Origin of the sequence: Campylobacter sp. 107, assembly GCF_002383835.1 — a bacterium.
GTDB lineage: Bacteria > Campylobacterota > Campylobacteria > Campylobacterales > Campylobacteraceae > Campylobacter_D > Campylobacter_D jejuni.
Genome location: NZ_NXBA01000081.1, coordinates 99958 through 117576, shown reverse-complemented (window position 1 = coordinate 117576; position 17619 = coordinate 99958). Strand labels below are relative to the sequence as shown.

Sequence of the window (17619 nt, the reverse complement as noted above, 5' to 3'; positions counted from 1 at the left end):
TTTAACAAGGTTTGTAAAATGATAACTAAAGAAAGTATAGAAAATTTATCCCAAAGACTTAATATTGTTGATATTATAGAAAATTATATTGAAGTAAAAAAACAAGGCTCTAGTTTTGTGTGTATCTGTCCTTTCCATGCAGATAAAAACCCGTCTATGCATATCAATCCTACCAAAGGTTTTTATCATTGTTTTGCTTGCAAAGCTGGTGGAGATGCTTTTAAATTTGTAATGGATTATGAAAAATTAAGTTTTGCCGATGCAGTTGAAAAAGTTGCAAGCCTTAGTAATTTTACTTTGAGCTATACAAAAGAAAAACAAGAAAATAAAAAAGAGCTAAAGTCTATACTACCAAGCTTAAATGCGTATTTTAAAGATAATCTCAAACACCACAAAGAAGTCTTAACCTATCTTTACCAAAGAGCTTTAAATGACAAAGATATAGCCAAATTCGAATTAGGTTTTGCAGGAGCAAGCGAAGATAGCATAAGATTATTGCAAAATCAAAAAATTCCTTTAGAAGATGCTATGAGTGTTGGGGCTTTAAAAAAAGATGAAAATAATGAATTTTACGCAAGTTTTATATGGCGTGTCACCTTTCCAATCTACGATCATAAAGACTTATTGGTAGGGTTTGGAGGGCGTACTTTAAATCCCAATGTACCGGCAAAGTATGTAAATTCACCCCAAAATATACTTTTTGATAAAAGTAGAATTTTTTATGCTTTTAACATCGCTAAAGAAAATATAGCCAAAAAAAAAGAAATAATAGTATGTGAAGGATACATGGATGCAATAGCTTTTCACAAAGCAGGGTTTAACAATGCTGTAGCAGTTCTTGGAACAGCATTAACCGAACATCATTTACCCTTAATCCGCCGTTATGATGCAAAAGTGATTTTATGTTTTGACAATGATGAAGCAGGATTAAAAGCTGCGACACGATCTGCATTTTTATTAAGCACAAACAAAATAGACGGTAAAGTGGCAATTTTGCAAGGCGGAAAAGATCCTGCCGAGCTCGTAGCAAAAAATGAAAGCACAAAACTCCATAATATACTCGATGAAGGAATAGAGCTTGGTGAATTTTATATCAGACGCTTAATATCCACTCATTCCATAATTTCTGCTCTTGATAAACAAAAAGCTTTAGAAACTATACAACAATTCACCTTTAATCTTGAACCTTTAGTGGCAAATTCTTACACTAGTCTAGTTTCAAATTTATTAAAAGTGGATGAAAAATTTATTGTCTTATCACAAAATTCAAAAAAAACCATACAAACCCCTTTAATTTCTCAAAATAAATACAATTTTCCTAAAGAAAAAATTCACATTGCAGAATTAGAACTTATAGCTTTTTTAAAACAGCATCCAGATATATGTAACGATTTTAAGCAAATTAGTGATAGTGTTTGTTTTAAGCATAAGATTTTATTAGATAAAATTTTAGAAAAAAAAGGTTATGAAGATAGCGATATTAGAGAATTTGAAAGTAAAAATATTCGAAAAAATTTAAACTATAGCGAATTCTTGTTAGGTATTTGTAAGGTTAATTTAGCTTTTTTAAACAATGTAAAAATTAAAAATTCTACACTCGCATTAAAAAAACAACTTTTTACGCTTATTGATAAAAATTTAAATCTTTTAATTAAAAATTTAAATACCGAAGAATTAAATAATTTTTTAAAAGAATATTTAAGCTTCTTAAAATATGAAAAAAACGAAGAAATTCTCCAACAATCATTTAGAAACTTAAATGGAATTTTTGGTAACAAAAACTTTACAGCTTATGATTTAGGATTTAGCATACAAAATAATGACGAACCTTTTTAATTTATTTAAATTTCAAGCCTTAATTTACCTTTTTTTAAACACAATCACGCTAAAGTATATAAAAATTTTTAAGGATAAATTATGATGCCTTTTAGTGATGAAGAGCTTGTAAATCCTGTTAAAGCAAGTTTAGAAAAGAGCTTGCCTATGCTTGAACGTGATGGCGGAGGGCTTGAATTTTTAGGAATTAAAAATGGGATCGTTTATGTCCATTTAATAGGAGCTTGTAAAGGCTGCGCATCGAGTGGAACAACGCTAAAATACGGTCTTGAAAGGCAACTTAAGATTGATATTCATCCAGAAATCACTATAATCAATTTAAATGGCGGAGCAGACGAATTTGCAAAATTATAAAAAACTTGGAATTGAACATTTTTACAAAAAAGATTTTAAAACTGCAAAAATGTATTTTTCTATGGCTTATGAAAAACGCAAAAATAAACGCTTGCTAAATTTTATCTGCCTTTGCGATCTTGCTTTAAAATCTCCCAAAGAAGCTTCTTTACTTTTTGATTTTTATATAGAACATTACAAAATCTCTAGTATCGATAAAGACTTAGAAGAAATTTTAAGTACAATTGAATTTAAAAAACAAGAAAACAAACAGGAAAACGAATTTGAAGATGGGCATGCGTTAAATTATCAAGATTTTTTAAAAAGCGAAGAAGAACTTGGCTTTCAAAAAAGTTTTGAAAATATCATTAACAGCACTAAATTAGTTATTGATAATCGTGATGATTTTTTAGATTTTTTGGAAAAATTACTTGATAATGGCTATAAAGATATGACTTTAAATTACATAGAAAATGTTATGCCTCATTTTTGGGCAAATGATAGATTTATCAAACTCCAAGAAAAACTCATGGGATTTAAAAGTGAAATTAAAACTTGAAAATTCATTCATTACAGATAACACCTTAGAGTGTGAAAAAGAATGCTTTTTTTTGCAAACCACACAAAATGCTAAATTTCACGCTCAAGCCTTAGAAAAAGGTGCAAAAATCATTGATGTAAATGAGTGTAAAAAACTTTTAAAAATCGATGAAAAGATTCAAATCATAGGAATCACAGGAACCAATGGCAAAACCACAACCGCAGCAGCGATTTATTCTATCTTATTGGATTTAGGTTATAAGTGTGGGCTTTGTGGGACAAGAGGAGCTTTTATCAACGATGAACAAATCGATGAAAAATCCTTAACCACCTCCCCTATTCTTAAAACCTTAGAATACCTACAAATAGCCACTCAAAAAAAATGTGATTTTTTCATCATGGAAGTAAGCTCACACGCCTTAATTCAAAACCGCATCGAAGGCTTAAATTTTGCTGCTAAAATTTTTACCAATATCACTCAAGATCATTTAGATTTTCACGGTACTTTTGAAAATTATAAAGAAGCAAAAGAACTTTTTTTTACCGATGAGAGTTTAAAATTTATCAACAAAGATGCTTTGGCTATTAAATTTAATGTGCGTAATGCTTTTACTTATGGCATAGAAAATCCTGCTTTATATCAAATCAAAGCTTATTCTTTAGAAGAAGGCATTAGTGCTATTGTAACAAATAAAAATCAAACTTTTCACATAGACTCGCCCTTGCTAGGACTTTTTAATCTTTACAATCTTCTAGTTGCTAGTGCTTGTGTGAATGAACTCGTAAAGCCTGATTTAAAAGACTTGGAAAAAGCTATCAGTGGATTTGGCGGGGTTTGTGGCAGGGTAGAACAAGTAGCAAAAGGCGTGATTGTAGATTTTGCTCATACGCCTGATGGCATTGAAAAAGTGCTTGACACTCTTAAAAATAAAAAACTCATCGTTGTTTTTGGAGCAGGTGGAGATAGAGATAAAACCAAACGCCCTTTAATGGGAAAAATCGTCGAACATTTTGCAAAAATTGCTATCATTACAAGTGACAATCCACGCAGTGAAGAACCAAAAACCATCATGGAAGAAATTTTATCAGGCTTTACTAAAAAAGAAAAAGTTTTAATGATAGAAGATAGAAAAGAAGCTATAAAAAAAGCTTTAGAACTAAAAGAAAATGACGATTTAGTCGTTATTTTAGGCAAAGGTGATGAAACTACTCAAGAAATTAAAGGGATAAAATATCCTTTTAGTGATAAAGTAGTTGTTAATGAAATTTTAAAAAATCAAGGATAATCAATGTTTGAAAATATGGATTTTTCTAAAATGGGAGAACTTTTAAATCAAGTTCAAGAAAAAGCAAAAAATATAGAACTAGAACTTGCAAATCGTGAATTTAGTGCCAAAAGTGGAGCAGGACTTGTTAAAGTAAGTGCCAATGGAAAGGGTGAAATTATCGATGTTAGCATTGATGATTCTTTACTTGAAGATAAAGAATCCTTGCAAATTTTACTTATTTCTGCAATTAATGATGTTTTGGCTATGGTTGCGCAAAATCGTTCAAGTATGGCGAATGATGTTTTAGGCGGTTTTGGAGGTATGAAATTATGAAAAAAATTTTAATTATTTGCATGCTTTTTACTTTGTCTTTTGGTATAGAAAGACCTAAATTTGAAGATTTTTTAGCAGGTTATGAAAGAAATAAGGCAAGCATGCTCAACTATGAAGGAATGCCAGCTTTTGCACTCAGTGAAAATTTACTTGCTGTGTTAAAACAGCCTAATGCTAAGCTTAACAAATATGTAAAATACGATCCATTTTTAAATTTATATCTTGTAAGAACTGACTTTAGCCTAATCCCTACTCCTATGGGTGATGAAGAAAAACTTACTCGTAATGATTGGGTTGGAATTTGGGATCCTAATAAACCTTATATAGGGCATATTAAGTATTTAGCTCAAAATATTGACGAAAAAGATCAACTTGATTTTAATTCTAAAATAGGACTTTTAGGGACTCCATGCTGTGAAATGATGGGGATTGCTTTAAATAATAGCTCTTTTATAGGCAATCGCTATTTAAAACATTTTATAAAATATAACGATGTTTATTGGGGAGATATTGGCGTTGATTTTGTTGTTCGAGAAAATAAAATTTATGTTAACAATGTAAGAAAAAATCCACAATTTTTAATCAATGATCAAGTTATAAGTGTTGATGGCTTACCCGCCAATGATTTAAGAAAACTCAATGAAAAAATTCTTTTTGCAGATCGCGGAAGCACTCTTTATTTTCAAGTGTTGCGTGATAATATGGATTTAAATATTTCTACTGAAGTTTTTGCAAAAGATTTGAGCAAATTTAACCTTCCTGATTCTAAACCAAAACCAAAAATTACAAATTTCACAAGCAATCTTGGTTTAACGGTTAATACTAGTCTTGTTGTAACCAAAATAGATCCAAAATCAAAAGCATCAAATGCAGGATTTATGGTAGGAGATAAAATTTTACGCGTTAATAATATTATTTTAAATAATTTTAAAGAATTACAAAATATTTTAAGTGCTGGTAATGACTTTAGCATCTTAATTGAACGCAAAAGTACTAAATTACCTTTATCAAATTTCAACAATGAACTAGGCGGAAATGCCAACTCAGGTGGCGATGGTAAATTTCAATTTTTCATAAGGCTTACTAAGTGAATTTAAAAGAACTTTTTATCCATCACTTAGAAAAAAATCTACCTAAAGTTGAAAGCTTTCATCCTTTTTTTAATGAAGCTTTAGCACTTATGTTAAAAGCGGGGGGAAAGCATTTTCGCGCACAATTGCTTTTAAGCGTAGTACAAAGCAATAAACCTGAACTTTTAAATCAAGCTTTAGATGTGGCTTTAGCTTTGGAGTTTATCCATACTTATTCACTCATACACGATGATTTACCCGCTATGGATAATGCGGACTTTAGACGAGGAATTCCAACCTTACACAAAAGCTACGATGAAACTACAGCCATCTTAGTGGGCGATGCTTTAAATACTGAAGCTTTTTTAGTTCTAAGTCATGCTCATTTAAAAGATGAAATCAAAATCAAACTCATCAAAACCCTTGCTTTTAATGCAGGACTTAATGGAATGGTTATAGGACAAGCTATTGATTGTTTTTTTGAAGACAAAAGACTGAGTTTAAATGAACTTGAGTTGTTGCATACACATAAAACCGCAAGATTAATCGCCGCAGCTTTAAAAATGGGTTGTGAAATTTGCGAACTTAATAACGAAGAAAGCAATCAAATTTACAAACTTGGTTTGAAATTAGGACTGATTTTTCAAATCAATGATGATATTATCGATGTAACTACAAGTCAAGAACAAAGCGGAAAGCCTGCTAATAACGATACTCATAAAAATTCTTTTGTCAATTTGCTTGGACTTGAACAAGCTATAAAAACAAAAGAAAATCTTCTTAGTGAATGCGAACAAGACTTAGAAAAACTCAATGAAAAACTCGCACAAATGATACAAAATTTAATAATTCAATACTTATAAAGGCAAAAAATGGACATTCAAATTTTACAAGAACAGGCAAATACTCTAAGATTTTTAAGTGCTGATATGGTGCAAAAAGCAAACTCAGGACACCCAGGTGCACCTTTGGGTTTAGCAGATATTTTAAGTGTTTTAAGTTATCATTTAAAACACAATCCTAAAAATCCCACTTGGCTAAACCGTGATAGACTTGTATTTTCAGGCGGACATGCAAGTGCTTTGCTTTATAGTTTTTTACATTTAAGCGGCTATGACTTAAGCTTAGAAGATCTTAAAAATTTCCGCCAACTTCATTCTAAAACCCCTGGACACCCTGAAATTTCAACTCTTGGAGTAGAAATCGCTACAGGCCCTTTAGGACAAGGCGTTGCCAATGCTGTAGGCTTTGCTATGGCAGCAAAAAAAGCACAAAATTTGCTAGGCAGTGATTTAATCGATCATAAAATTTATTGTCTTTGCGGAGATGGGGATTTACAAGAAGGCATTTCTTATGAAGCTTGTTCTTTAGCAGGACTTCACAAACTTGATAACTTCATACTCATTTATGATAGCAACAATATCTCCATAGAAGGCGATGTAGGTTTAGCCTTTAACGAAAATGTAAAAATGCGTTTTGAAGCACAAGGATTTGAAGTTTTAAGTATAAATGGACACGATTATGAAGAAATCAATAAAGCCTTAGAACAAGCTAAAAAATCCACAAAACCTTGTCTTATCATCGCAAAAACAACTATAGCAAAAGGTGCAGGAGAGCTTGAAGGCAGTCATAAAAGCCATGGCGCACCTTTGGGCGAAGAAGTGATTAAAAAAGCCAAAGAACAAGCAGGTTTTGATCCAAATATCAGTTTTCATATCCCACAAGCAAGTAAAATCCGCTTTGAAAGTGCTGTAGAACTTGGGGATTTAGAAGAAGCAAAATGGAAAGATAAGCTTGAAAAAAGTGCTAAAAAAGAACTTTTAGAAAGGTTATTAAATCCTGATTTTAACAAAATAGCTTATCCTGATTTTAAAGGAAAAGATCTTGCTACAAGAGATAGTAATGGTGAAATTTTAAATGTTTTAGCTAAAAATTTAGAAGGATTTTTAGGTGGAAGTGCGGACTTAGGCCCTTCGAATAAAACAGAACTTCACAGTATGGGAGACTTTGTAGAAGGTAAAAATATTCATTTTGGTATCAGAGAACACGCTATGGCAGCGATTAACAATGCTTTTGCAAGATATGGAATTTTCTTACCATTTTCGGCAACTTTTTTCATCTTTAGCGAGTACTTAAAACCTGCCGCAAGAATAGCAGCTCTAATGAAAATCAAACATTTTTTCATTTTCACACACGATAGCATAGGCGTGGGTGAAGATGGGCCAACACACCAACCTATAGAACAACTTAGCACTTTTAGAGCTATGCCAAATTTTTTAACCTTTAGACCTGCTGATGGGGTGGAAAATGTCAAAGCTTGGCAAATAGCCCTAAATGCTGATATTCCAAGTGCTTTTGTGCTTTCACGCCAAAAACTCAAAGCTCTAAATGAACCTATTTTTGGAGATGTAAAAAACGGAGCGTATTTACTCAAAGAAAGCAAAGAGGCTAAATTTACACTTCTAGCAAGTGGAAGTGAAGTTTGGCTTTGTCTAGAAAGTGCAAACGAACTTGAAAAACAAGGTTTTGCTTGTAATGTTGTTTCCATGCCTTGTTTTGAACTTTTTGAAAAACAAGATAAAGCTTATCAAGAAAGATTGTTAAAAGGTGAAGTTATAGGTGTTGAAGCAGCACATTCTAATGAACTTTATAAATTTTGCCATAAAGTATATGGCATAGAAAGTTTTGGAGAAAGTGGTAAAGACAAAGATGTGTTTGAATGCTTTGGATTTAGCGTTTCAAAGCTTGTAAATTTTATCCTTAGCAAATAAAATGAATACAAATTTCAAATTTCAAAATAACACTCTTTTTATCTTTGGAATTTGGGATAAAACAAGTATTTATAAGTTAAAAATAAAAGATTTTTTAGCTTTGATCCAAAGCAAGGAAGTGATTTTTGATTTTAAAGATCTAAAAGCAATCGATACCGCTGGAGTGAGATTTTTCCTTGCTTTAGAAAATGATCTTAAAGATAAAAATATTAAAATCACCAAAGAAAGCTTAAATTCACGCTTTCAAATCCTGTTTGAACTTTGTGAAAAAAACTACCAAAGACTAGGCAAAACAAAAAAATCACATAAAGATTTCAGTGAATACTTTATCGATCTTGGAAAATTAAGTTTAGAACTTTTAAAAATTTTAATAAAATTCATCAATTTCACAGGAGCTTTTTTCACAAGTCTTTTTTTATGCCTTAAAAATCCTAAAAATTTTCGCTTTATTGCTTTTTTATATCATATAGAAAATTCTGCTTTTAAAGCCTTACCTATAGTTATTTTAACCGCTCTTTTAGTAGGAGTGGTTTTAGCCTATCAGGCTGCTTACCAACTCGCACAATTTGGAGCCAATATTTTCATAGTGGATTTGATGGGAATTTCAGCCACTAGAGAACTTGCACCTTTAATCGCTGCCATAGTGATCGCAGGAAGAAGTGCAAGCTCTTATACCGCACAAATTGGGGTGATGAAAATTACTGATGAAATTGCAGCTATGAATACTATGGGTTTTCGTTCTTTTGAATTTATTGTTATTCCACGTGTCATGGCTTTGGTAGTAGCTATGCCTTTAATCGTTGCCATTAGCGATGCAATCAGTATTATAGGTGGAATGATGGTTGCAAAATTAAATCTTGATATTTCTTTTGCCGAATTTTTAAGACGCTTTAGAGAAGCTGTAGATATAAAACATATCTTTATAGGACTTGCAAAAGCACCTATTTTTGGATTTTTGATAGGACTTATTGCTTGTTTTCGTGGTTTTGAGGTAAAAAACACTACACAAAGTATAGGAATTTATACAACAAAAAGCGTTGTAAATGCTATTTTTTGGGTGATAGCCTTTGATGCTTTATTCTCCGTTATTTTAACCTCTACAGGAATTTAAATGGTTATTAAAGCGCAAAATATCATTACAAAATTTGGAGAAAAAATCGTCCATGATGGCGTAAGTTTTGAAATCAAAAAAAACGAAATTTTTGGTATTTTAGGAGGTAGTGGAAGTGGAAAATCTGTCCTTTTAAAACAAATGCTTATGCTTGAACATTTTAATGGTGGAGAATATGAAATTTTAGGCTATAAGCTTAAAAATATCAATGAAGAAGATGCGCTTGCTTTGCGTAAAAAATGGGGTGTGGTTTTTCAGTTTGCTGCACTTTTTAGCTTTTTTAATATTTATGAAAATATCGCTATTCCTTTAAAAGAATACACTCATTTAGATGAAAATAGCATACAAGAACTGGTTTTAATGAAACTAAAAATGGTAGGTTTAAACGAAAGTGTTTTAAAACAATTTCCAAGTGAACTTAGTGGCGGCATGCAAAAAAGAGTTGCAATTGCTAGAGCTTTAGCACTTGATAGTAAATTGCTTTTTTTAGATGAACCTACCTCAGGACTTGACCCTCATAGTAGTCGTGAATTTGACGATTTGGTTTTAGAGTTAAAAAAAAGTTTTGATTTAAATATCATTTTGGTTACACATGATAAAGAAAGTATGAAAAATTTACTCGATCGCTTTATCATTTTAGAAAATAAAAAAGTTGGATTTTGCGGTACTTATGAAGAATTACGCCTGCAAAATGAACGACTTTTTAAAAGATTTATGGAGTAAAAGTGGAAAATAGAGCAAATTATTTTTTTGTAGGACTTTTTGTTTTTGGAGTATTTTTTGCAAGCCTTGGTTTCATACTTTGGCTTGGTGGATACTCTAAAGAAGAAAGTTTTAAGTATTATGAAATTCACACACAAGAATCCGTTGCAGGACTTGGCGTAAAAGCACCCGTAAGGCTTTTGGGCGTGGAAGTAGGTAGTGTAGAAGAAATTGGCATTTACAATCAAGATGAACTCGGCGTTAACATACGCATCAAGGTCAAAAACAATACCCCTATAAAAGAAGATACTTTTGCTACTTTACAACTTCAAGGTATTACAGGACTTAAATTTGTCCAACTTCAAGGCGGAAGTAAAAATAGCAAAGATCTAGTATCTATCCACGGAAAACTTCCAGTCATTCCTTTTAAAGAAAGTTTTTTAGCGACCATAGACAGACAAAGTGAACATATTTTTTCTTTGGTTAAAACGGCCGATGATAAATCAAAAGAACTTTTAAGCGAAAAAAATCTTAAAAATCTAGAAATCCTTTTGCAAAATCTAGCAGAACTAAGTGCAAATTTAAACGCTAATTCTAAAAATTTAAGCCTTAATCTTTCAAACGCAAGTTTAAAAATAGGAAAAATGGCTGATAATATAAGCCTTAGTGCGCAAAATTTCAACTCCAGTCTTAAAGACATAAAAGAAAGCACAATGATTTTAAAAAATTTCATAAAAAAAGCTGATGAAAAATTAAACACTTATGATGATATTAAAGCATCTTTGATTCAAAATTTAGAGCTTTTTAAACGAGTTTTAATTGAAAGCAATATTCTAATAGAAAATTTACAAAATAGCCCTGCTGATTTGATTTTTAAAGAAACCAAACCTAAACTTGGACCAGGAGAAAAATAATGCTAAAGCAATTATTCTATATTTTGACTTTTATTTTTATATTATGCGGATGCTCTTTAAGACACGAAACCATCAACAAAAATGAAAATATCATATTAAAAGATGAAGGAATAGACTCAAATATTTTTTTTAAAAAAACTGGTAAAATTCTTAAAATTCGCAATGCAAATGCACCTTTGTATTTAAACTCAAGAGCTATTGTTTATATAGATAATGGTTTTAGCAACAAATACGCACATTATTTCTGGGGAGATTTACCAAGCAATCTTTATTCTTTTTTAATTTTGTCAAAATTTGAACAAAGCAATATTTTTACAACCTTGCTTTCTTCAACAAGCTCTTTAAGTGCGGATTATGCTCTTGAAAGCAGGATTAACTCTTTTGAGCAAATTCTTAATAACAATGAAAACTACGCTCAAATTTCTGTAAGTGTAAATTTCATAAATCTTGAAAACAATCAAATAATAGCTCATAAAATTTTCAATACTAAAGAAAAAATAGAAAAAAAAGATATCCGCTCTACCTATAATGCTTTTCAAAAAGCCTTGAATAAAATTGGCAATGAGATTATTTTTTGGGTAAATTCTAACTTATCCTAATTTAGGAACACTTTTTGCTTTTTAAATATTTAGCAATATTTTTGAAAGGTAAACAATGAAAAGTGATTTAGAAATATTTAAAAAACACTTAGGCGAAATTCAAGGTGTGAATGAATTTAAAGCAAATCAAATTTGCTCTCAAATCAATGATGCAAATGATTTTATAGGAGCACTTCAAGTGCTTGATATGTCTTTAAAAAAAATAGAAAAAAGCATTCTAGAAAGAATAGATGAAAATTCAGATGATATGCAAAAAAGAACTCTTGATGCCACAGCATCACAACTTATACAAAACTGCTCTTTCATGGGAACAGCCCTTTTTGGAAATATTTTCAATGTTTATGTTGGTAAAAAACTTTTTGAATTTGAAATTGCTAATCCGCTTTTAATTCTTCAAACAAGTAATTACGAAGGTGTATTGGCCTATATACAAGATAAAAGAGATGAAATAAAAATCATTCTATCGGAGTTAGCAACCGCAATTACCATGGGCGAAACTATGGATAATACTGGAATTTATAACTCTACAATGGATTTTAAAAATTTATTTAAATAAGAATAGTAATCGTTTGTTCTCTTTAAGCAAATATAATATATTTTAGCTTAAAGAGATTTTCCAAACTCTAAAAGAGAGTTAGGCTACGAATAAAAAGGGGGAGGGAAATAGCCTAACCCAAACGAGATCTTAAAAGATCTCTTTAAACTAAAATAAATATTTAGATAATTTAATAATTTTTATTAAATTATCTAAACCATATTTATGTTTTAGTTTAATAAGATGTGACATTTTATTCTAACAACACTTAAACTGCTATAAAAATATCATTTAGTAACTTAAATTATTAAAGAATATTACTACAATATTATTTAAAAAATTTTAAATTTTTAGGATTTTAAGAAAAAAATATTATTTTTATAATTTAATATCATATCATAGAAAGAATTTCAGCACGCCCATTAATCACAGCAACACAATGTTCATAATGAGCCGCATTAAGTCCATCAATACTTCCAGCATCCCATTTTCCATTATAATGCTTTGGTGTTCCATCTTTTTGGCATATCATAGGCTCTATGCAAAACACCATTCCATTTTTAATTTTAGGGCCACTTTTTGCACTCGCACCTTTTTCTAAATAGTTTAAAATTTCAGGCTCTCCATGGGGCTTTCGTCCTATACCATGCCCGCAATATCCACGAAGCGGGACAAAACCTCTTGCATGGATAAATTCGCCTAAAGCAGCTGAAAGTTCCTTAAAACGCATTCCATCATGAATAATATCTATAGCATGGTATAACGCATCTTTAGCACAAGAGATTAAAGCTTTATCAGTGGGTGAAACTTCTCCTATAGCAATAGTTATTGCTGCATCCCCATAATACCCGTCAATCAAACTTCCCACATCAAGACCTAAAATATCACCCTCTTTGATAATTTTATCATCTGGAATTCCATGGATGCAAACTTGATTTAAAGATGTACAAATGGCACCCGGAAAACCATAAAGTCCCTTAAATGATGGCTTGGCGCCAAGGCTTAAAATATAATCTTCTGCCATTTTATCAATTTGTTTTAAGCTCATTCCTATTTTAATTTCATTCTCTAAAAAATTTAAAGTTTTTGCTACAATTTGATTTGCTATTCTTAATTTTTCTATTTCATCTGGTTTTTTCAATTCTATCATTTTATTTCCTTATAAATTTAGCCAAATTTTAGCAGTATTTTTTAAAGATTCAACATCGCTTGAAGCATAAAAATGTAATTTTACTTTATGATTTTTCAAATCTATATTTTCTCTTTCTTTAAGAAATTCAACTATAGCATCTCCTGAATGAATTAATTTTGTTTTATCACCAAAATACTTACTTAAAGAACGTCCTAGTAAAGGGAAATGAGTGCAAGCGAGTATCAAAGCATCTGGAGTTGTGATATTTTTAAAATAATATTCCATAGCACTTTGCAAAAAATCTCCTTCAAAAATACCTTCTTCAACCATAGGCACAAAAAGCCCTGTAGCTAAAGCATTTATATTTGTATATCCTTGAGATAATAAACGCTTTTGGTATTCTTCTGATTTAATGGTTGCTTTTGTCGCAATGACTAAAATTTCTTTATTTTTATCATGCAAAGCTTTTATCGTTGCTTCAACCCCTGCATCAATTACGCCATATACTGGAAAATGTGCTTTTGCTCTTAAAGCATCTAAAGCATAAGCACTAGCAGTATTACATGCAATGATAAGCATATCAATTTGAAATTGTTCAAAAAAATCCAATGCTTCAAGACAGAACTTTATAATAGTATCTTTATCTTTCACTCCATAAGGAACTCTTGCGGTATCTCCATAATAGATAATTTCATCAAAAAGCCTAGCTTCATAGAGAGATTTTAAAACACTAAGCCCTCCTACTCCGCTATCAAATACACCTATTTTCACTTTAATACCTTCTTGCTCCTATATAACGAGCCTTCCAATAAGAACTATTTAGCTCGACTTCTTTTACTCCACCTTTAGTAGATAAATGTATAAATTTTCCCTTGCTCATATAAATACCAACATGCATACCATTTGGCCCTCTACCTGTCTTAAAAAACACCAAATCTCCTGTTTGCAATTTTGATTTAGAAACTTTTCTTCCAGAACCTAATTGAGTTTTTGTAGTGCGAGGTATGCGTATATTAAGCTGAGCTAATGCGCTCTGTGTAAATCCTGAACAATCAGCACCTTTTTTACTAGTTCCACCTAAAACATAAGGGGTTTTTTTCCATTCATTTGCAATAACCTTGAGCCTTGCTTCTTTATTTGTGTTGTAACTAGGACGATAGTTTAGATTCTGATAAAAACTACATCCACTTATAAAAAATATAATCGTAATAATAAAAAAAATATGCCTCATCAATCCCCTTAAGATCGAGTAGTAAAGAATTTAAGATAAATAAAACCCCAAATCCCAGAACAAAATGAGGCTATAAGAATAGCTAAGTTATCTGCATAATTAAAAATATCACTAACTTCATACGCCAATCCATCAATAAACAAACTCATTGTAAAACCAATTCCTGTAAGTATGCAAACCCCATAAAGTTGTTTCAAATTTGAACCTTGGGGCAAAGCTGCAAATTTAAAGCGGATTGCCAAATAAGAAAATAAAAATACACCCACTTGTTTACCCACAAAAAGCCCTAAGAAAATACCTATACTTACACCTGAAAAAATTGCTCCTATATCGATATTGGATAAATTTACTCCAGCGTTAGCAAAAGCAAATAAAGGTAAAATAATAAAAGCAATCCAAAATTTTAAGCTTTCATAAATTTCTTCTAAAAATGCTTCCCCATTTTTAGTTTGCATCGGTATAAAAAATGCTGTTACAATTCCAGCTAAAGTTGCATGTACTCCACTTTTTAAAACACTAATCCAAAGAATAACTGAGCAAATAAAATAAAAAGACTTTCTTGTTATCCCTAAAAGATTTAAAATAAGCATTACCAAAATAGCAAGTCCTGCAATTACAAAAGCAGCTATTGATAATTTTGTCGTATAAAAAATAGCTATAATTAAAATAGCACCCACATCATCAAAAATAGCCAAAGAAAGTAAGAAAATTTTTAAACTTGATGGAATGTGCTTGCCACACATCATTAAAATCGCTAAGGCAAACGCTGTATCTGTAGCTGTAGGTATTGCCCAACCTTTTAAAATATAAGCATCTCCTATATTCACCAAAGCAAACAACATTGCTGGTATAAGTATACCTCCTAAAGCAGCCATAAAAGGCAAAACAATATTTTTAGGATTTTTAAAATCTCCGTGCAAAAATTCCTTCTTAAGCTCAAGCCCTATAGCAAAGAAAAATATAGATATAAGCCCATCATTTATCCAAAGTAAAAAAGGCTTGTTAAGCTCAAATTCACCTACACTAAATCCGACTTTTAAATTTAGAAATTCTCGATAATGTTCGCTAAAAGACCCGTTTTGCACAAGCAAAGCAAGCAAAGTGCAAACTATAAGTAAAACGCCGCCAAAAGCCTCATTTAAAACTAAAGTTTTTAATTTATGTACTATATTATTCATTTAATAATCTTAAGATAAATAAAACCAACAATGGCACTTAAAAAACTAGCTACTAAAATAGCAAGTTTATCCGCATATTCAAAAATATCACTATTTTTATAAGCCAAACCATCAATAAACAAGCTCATCGTAAAACCGATGCCTGTTAAAATACATATACCATAAAATTTTCCATATTTAATATTTTCAGGTAATTTTGCAAGTTTAAGTTTGATAGCAATAAAACAAAAAGTGAAAACACCTAATTGTTTTCCTAAAAATAGTCCTAAAATAATCCCAAGACTTACAGGAGAAAATACTGAACCAAGATGCATATCTCTAATATCAATTCCAGCATTGGCAAAAGCAAATAAAGGTAAAATAAAATAAACTACCCAAGGATTTAAATCCTTAAGAACTTCATGTAAATAAGGTTTTTTATTTTTTGTATCAAGAGGTATAAACAAAGAAATGATCACACCAGCCAAAGTTGCATGCACTCCACTTTTAAGCATAGCTATCCACAACACAACACCTACCAACACGTACAAAGAAAGATGGGTGATGTGATAATAATTTAACAAAAGCAGAGCAAATATACAAAACAAACAAATAATAATTGCTAAAGCTGAAAGCTGATCTGTATAAAACAAAGCAATAATAACAATAGCACCCAAATCATCAAAAATAGCTAAAGAGAGTAAAAAAAGTTTTAAACTTGTAGGAATTTTATTTCCCAAAAGCATTAAAATACCCACTGCAAAAGCTATATCAGTTGCTGTAGGTATTGCCCAACCTTTCATAGCAAAATCATGGGAATAATTAATAGCAATAAAAATTAAAGCCGGAGTAATCATACCCCCTAAAGCTCCAAATATAGGTAAAGATACAGCTCTTATATTTTTAAGTTGCCCACGTAAAATTTCATATTTTAACTCAAGCCCTATACATAGAAAAAATATAGCTATCAAACCATCATTTATCCATAAATCCAACGACTTTGAAATTTGAAAATGATCAAATCCTACTGTAAAATTAGCATGAAAAAAATCTGTATAAATAACACTTAAAGAAGAATTTTTACATAATAAAGCTAAAAATGTAAAAAATATAAGCAAAATACCAGGGAAAGTTTCACTTAAAACCATCTTCTTTATCATTTGCATCATTGCTCCTAAGTAAATATTTGTAAAAATTTAATACGATAAATAAAATGGCAAAATTATAACGAAAAAATACTAAAGAAATAATTATTTAAAAAAACAAGCCCAAGATACCAAGAAGCTCTTAAGCTTGTTCTTAAGATATTTAAGCGTAAATATCCAAACCACTAGAGCTAGAAGCTTGTGGAGCGGAGGCTTGAGAGACACCTTCCATACCTTCGATGAGTTCATTCATCAATGCCTCGTTTGTGTCCATAGATTTTTTCAAAACTGAAGTATTAACAGCAGTCATTAAATTAGCATTACCCATAGAAACATCTGAAACCATACATCCTCCTTTTAGATTGAGTCTTAAGACTTTATTTAAATCGGATGATATTTTTAAAACTTAATATTTTTTACTAAACTTTTTAAAATTTTTCAAGGGAACCAATATCTGAAATTAAAAATCATAAATTTTTTAAGATAAAATCCTATTTTAAAAATTTTTACACTATGAAACAATAAGTAAAATATAAATGATTGATGCTTTTAAAAGCGAATTAAATGGATAAAATTTTATTTCAATAAATTTAAGTTTTATCTTATTTTATACAATTTATAATATAATCTAAAATTATAATTTTAAATGAGAAACTAGGAGCTTGCTAATGTTACTTAACACGCCTTGTAGGGGGATAGTAGATACAAATTTTGAAAGCAAAAGAATTAGCATAACTTCAACTTTAAAATTTCAAGAAAAAAAAGAAAAAGTAGAAGCTAAGGCTGAGAAAGAAGAAGCAAATAAAGACAATAGCGATTCTACGAACACAAATACCAATAAAAAAGATAAACTTTTGGATATATCTGCTTAATCTAAAATATACTATAGCTATATCTCCTTAAAGAAAAATGATTTTTGATTTTATTAAGCTTTTAAAACAT

General features: G+C 30.6%; 20 protein-coding genes. 14 read left to right on the top strand and 6 right to left on the bottom strand.

Annotated elements, in window-relative coordinates:
• The first annotated feature begins 18 nt into the window (after positions 1-18).
• From dnaG to BGS40_RS08500, 13 genes are all read left to right on the top strand, one after another.
• Positions 19-1836, top strand: a complete 1818-nt coding sequence (gene dnaG / locus BGS40_RS08560) for a DNA primase (protein ID WP_096738621.1) — start codon at positions 19-21, stop codon at positions 1834-1836.
• Positions 1837-1917: 81 nt separating this feature from the next.
• Positions 1918-2190 (top strand): NifU family protein, encoded by a 273-nt coding sequence (locus BGS40_RS08555; RefSeq protein ID WP_052782074.1) that lies wholly within the window; start codon positions 1918-1920, stop codon positions 2188-2190.
• Positions 2177-2728, top strand: a complete 552-nt coding sequence (locus tag BGS40_RS08550; RefSeq protein WP_002851410.1) for a hypothetical protein — start codon at positions 2177-2179, stop codon at positions 2726-2728. The genes BGS40_RS08555 and BGS40_RS08550 overlap by 14 nt, the downstream gene beginning before the upstream one ends.
• Positions 2712-3995, top strand: coding sequence for a UDP-N-acetylmuramoyl-L-alanyl-D-glutamate--2,6-diaminopimelate ligase (locus BGS40_RS08545; RefSeq protein WP_002867548.1), 1284 nt, complete (start codon positions 2712-2714; stop codon positions 3993-3995). The genes BGS40_RS08550 and BGS40_RS08545 overlap by 17 nt, the downstream gene beginning before the upstream one ends.
• A gap of 3 nt (positions 3996-3998) precedes the next feature.
• A complete protein-coding gene (locus BGS40_RS08540) occupies positions 3999-4310 on the top strand; it encodes a YbaB/EbfC family nucleoid-associated protein (protein WP_002851172.1) in 312 nt (103 codons plus the stop codon).
• Complete coding sequence (locus tag BGS40_RS08535) at positions 4307-5401, top strand: PDZ domain-containing protein (RefSeq protein WP_002874465.1); 1095 nt, start codon at positions 4307-4309, stop codon at positions 5399-5401. The genes BGS40_RS08540 and BGS40_RS08535 overlap by 4 nt, the downstream gene beginning before the upstream one ends.
• On the top strand, positions 5398-6243 hold the full coding sequence (locus BGS40_RS08530) for a polyprenyl synthetase family protein (RefSeq protein ID WP_002826398.1): 846 nt from the start codon (positions 5398-5400) through the stop codon (positions 6241-6243). Before BGS40_RS08535 ends, BGS40_RS08530 begins: the two co-directional genes overlap by 4 nt.
• A gap of 9 nt (positions 6244-6252) precedes the next feature.
• Complete coding sequence (gene tkt, locus BGS40_RS08525; RefSeq protein WP_096738620.1) at positions 6253-8151, top strand: transketolase; 1899 nt, start codon at positions 6253-6255, stop codon at positions 8149-8151.
• Position 8152: 1 nt separating this feature from the next.
• A complete protein-coding gene (locus tag BGS40_RS08520) occupies positions 8153-9262 on the top strand; it encodes an ABC transporter permease (RefSeq protein ID WP_096738619.1) in 1110 nt (369 codons plus the stop codon).
• The gene (locus BGS40_RS08515) at positions 9263-9985 is read left to right on the top strand and encodes an ABC transporter ATP-binding protein (protein ID WP_096738618.1); all 723 of its coding nucleotides are present in this window, start codon (positions 9263-9265) and stop codon (positions 9983-9985) included.
• 2 nt (positions 9986-9987) lie between these two features.
• Positions 9988-10878, top strand: coding sequence for an MlaD family protein (locus BGS40_RS08510; RefSeq protein WP_002860094.1), 891 nt, complete (start codon positions 9988-9990; stop codon positions 10876-10878).
• Entirely contained in the window at positions 10878-11477 is a 600-nt protein-coding gene (locus BGS40_RS08505) for an ABC-type transport auxiliary lipoprotein family protein (RefSeq protein ID WP_057095833.1), read from the top strand. Before BGS40_RS08510 ends, BGS40_RS08505 begins: the two co-directional genes overlap by 1 nt.
• Positions 11478-11532: 55 nt before the next feature.
• A complete protein-coding gene (locus tag BGS40_RS08500) occupies positions 11533-12033 on the top strand; it encodes a flagellar FLiS export co-chaperone (protein WP_002892084.1) in 501 nt (166 codons plus the stop codon).
• Positions 12034-12403: 370 nt separating this feature from the next.
• On the opposite strand, the gene map is transcribed toward BGS40_RS08500, so the two are convergent.
• The 6 genes from map to BGS40_RS08470 all read right to left on the bottom strand — a co-directional run bounded on the left by map (position 12404) and on the right by BGS40_RS08470 (position 17023).
• Complete coding sequence (gene map / locus BGS40_RS08495) at positions 12404-13162, bottom strand: type I methionyl aminopeptidase (RefSeq protein ID WP_002892082.1); 759 nt, start codon at positions 13160-13162, stop codon at positions 12404-12406.
• A gap of 9 nt (positions 13163-13171) precedes the next feature.
• Positions 13172-13915, bottom strand: a complete 744-nt coding sequence (murI, locus tag BGS40_RS08490) for a glutamate racemase (protein WP_053869816.1) — start codon at positions 13913-13915, stop codon at positions 13172-13174.
• A gap of 1 nt (position 13916) precedes the next feature.
• Positions 13917-14375, bottom strand: coding sequence for a C40 family peptidase (locus tag BGS40_RS08485; RefSeq protein WP_002826385.1), 459 nt, complete (start codon positions 14373-14375; stop codon positions 13917-13919).
• Between the two features lie 8 nt (positions 14376-14383).
• The gene (gene nhaA, locus BGS40_RS08480; RefSeq protein ID WP_096738617.1) at positions 14384-15553 is read right to left on the bottom strand and encodes a Na+/H+ antiporter NhaA; all 1170 of its coding nucleotides are present in this window, start codon (positions 15551-15553) and stop codon (positions 14384-14386) included.
• Positions 15550-16698, bottom strand: coding sequence for a Na+/H+ antiporter NhaA (gene nhaA / locus BGS40_RS08475; protein WP_032580608.1), 1149 nt, complete (start codon positions 16696-16698; stop codon positions 15550-15552). The genes nhaA (BGS40_RS08480) and nhaA (BGS40_RS08475) overlap by 4 nt, the downstream gene beginning before the upstream one ends.
• A gap of 142 nt (positions 16699-16840) precedes the next feature.
• Complete coding sequence (locus BGS40_RS08470) at positions 16841-17023, bottom strand: YjfB family protein (RefSeq protein ID WP_002858984.1); 183 nt, start codon at positions 17021-17023, stop codon at positions 16841-16843.
• Positions 17024-17345: 322 nt separating this feature from the next.
• Between BGS40_RS08470 and BGS40_RS08465 the strand changes: the two genes are divergently transcribed.
• On the top strand, positions 17346-17549 hold the full coding sequence (locus BGS40_RS08465; RefSeq protein ID WP_004305811.1) for a hypothetical protein: 204 nt from the start codon (positions 17346-17348) through the stop codon (positions 17547-17549).
• The last annotated feature ends 70 nt before the right edge of the window (positions 17550-17619 follow it).

Excerpts from the sequence above, each read along its gene's own strand:
- dnaG (WP_096738621.1), top strand. The coding sequence starts at position 19 with ATGATAACTAAAGAAAGTATAGAAAATTTATCCCAAAGACTTAATATT.
- BGS40_RS08555 (WP_052782074.1), top strand. The coding sequence starts at position 1,918 with ATGATGCCTTTTAGTGATGAAGAGCTTGTAAATCCTGTTAAAGCAAGT.
- BGS40_RS08540 (WP_002851172.1), top strand. The coding sequence starts at position 3,999 with ATGTTTGAAAATATGGATTTTTCTAAAATGGGAGAACTTTTAAATCAA.
- BGS40_RS08535 (WP_002874465.1), top strand. The coding sequence starts at position 4,307 with ATGAAAAAAATTTTAATTATTTGCATGCTTTTTACTTTGTCTTTTGGT.
- tkt (WP_096738620.1), top strand. The coding sequence starts at position 6,253 with ATGGACATTCAAATTTTACAAGAACAGGCAAATACTCTAAGATTTTTA.
- BGS40_RS08520 (WP_096738619.1), top strand. The coding sequence starts at position 8,153 with ATGAATACAAATTTCAAATTTCAAAATAACACTCTTTTTATCTTTGGA.
- BGS40_RS08515 (WP_096738618.1), top strand. The coding sequence starts at position 9,263 with ATGGTTATTAAAGCGCAAAATATCATTACAAAATTTGGAGAAAAAATC.
- BGS40_RS08505 (WP_057095833.1), top strand. The coding sequence starts at position 10,878 with ATGCTAAAGCAATTATTCTATATTTTGACTTTTATTTTTATATTATGC.
- BGS40_RS08500 (WP_002892084.1), top strand. The coding sequence starts at position 11,533 with ATGAAAAGTGATTTAGAAATATTTAAAAAACACTTAGGCGAAATTCAA.
- map (WP_002892082.1), bottom strand. The coding sequence starts at position 13,162 with ATGATAGAATTGAAAAAACCAGATGAAATAGAAAAATTAAGAATAGCA.
- BGS40_RS08485 (WP_002826385.1), bottom strand. The coding sequence starts at position 14,375 with ATGAGGCATATTTTTTTTATTATTACGATTATATTTTTTATAAGTGGA.
- nhaA (WP_096738617.1), bottom strand. The coding sequence starts at position 15,553 with ATGAATAATATAGTACATAAATTAAAAACTTTAGTTTTAAATGAGGCT.
- nhaA (WP_032580608.1), bottom strand. The coding sequence starts at position 16,698 with ATGCAAATGATAAAGAAGATGGTTTTAAGTGAAACTTTCCCTGGTATT.
- BGS40_RS08470 (WP_002858984.1), bottom strand. The coding sequence starts at position 17,023 with ATGGTTTCAGATGTTTCTATGGGTAATGCTAATTTAATGACTGCTGTT.
- BGS40_RS08465 (WP_004305811.1), top strand. The coding sequence starts at position 17,346 with ATGTTACTTAACACGCCTTGTAGGGGGATAGTAGATACAAATTTTGAA.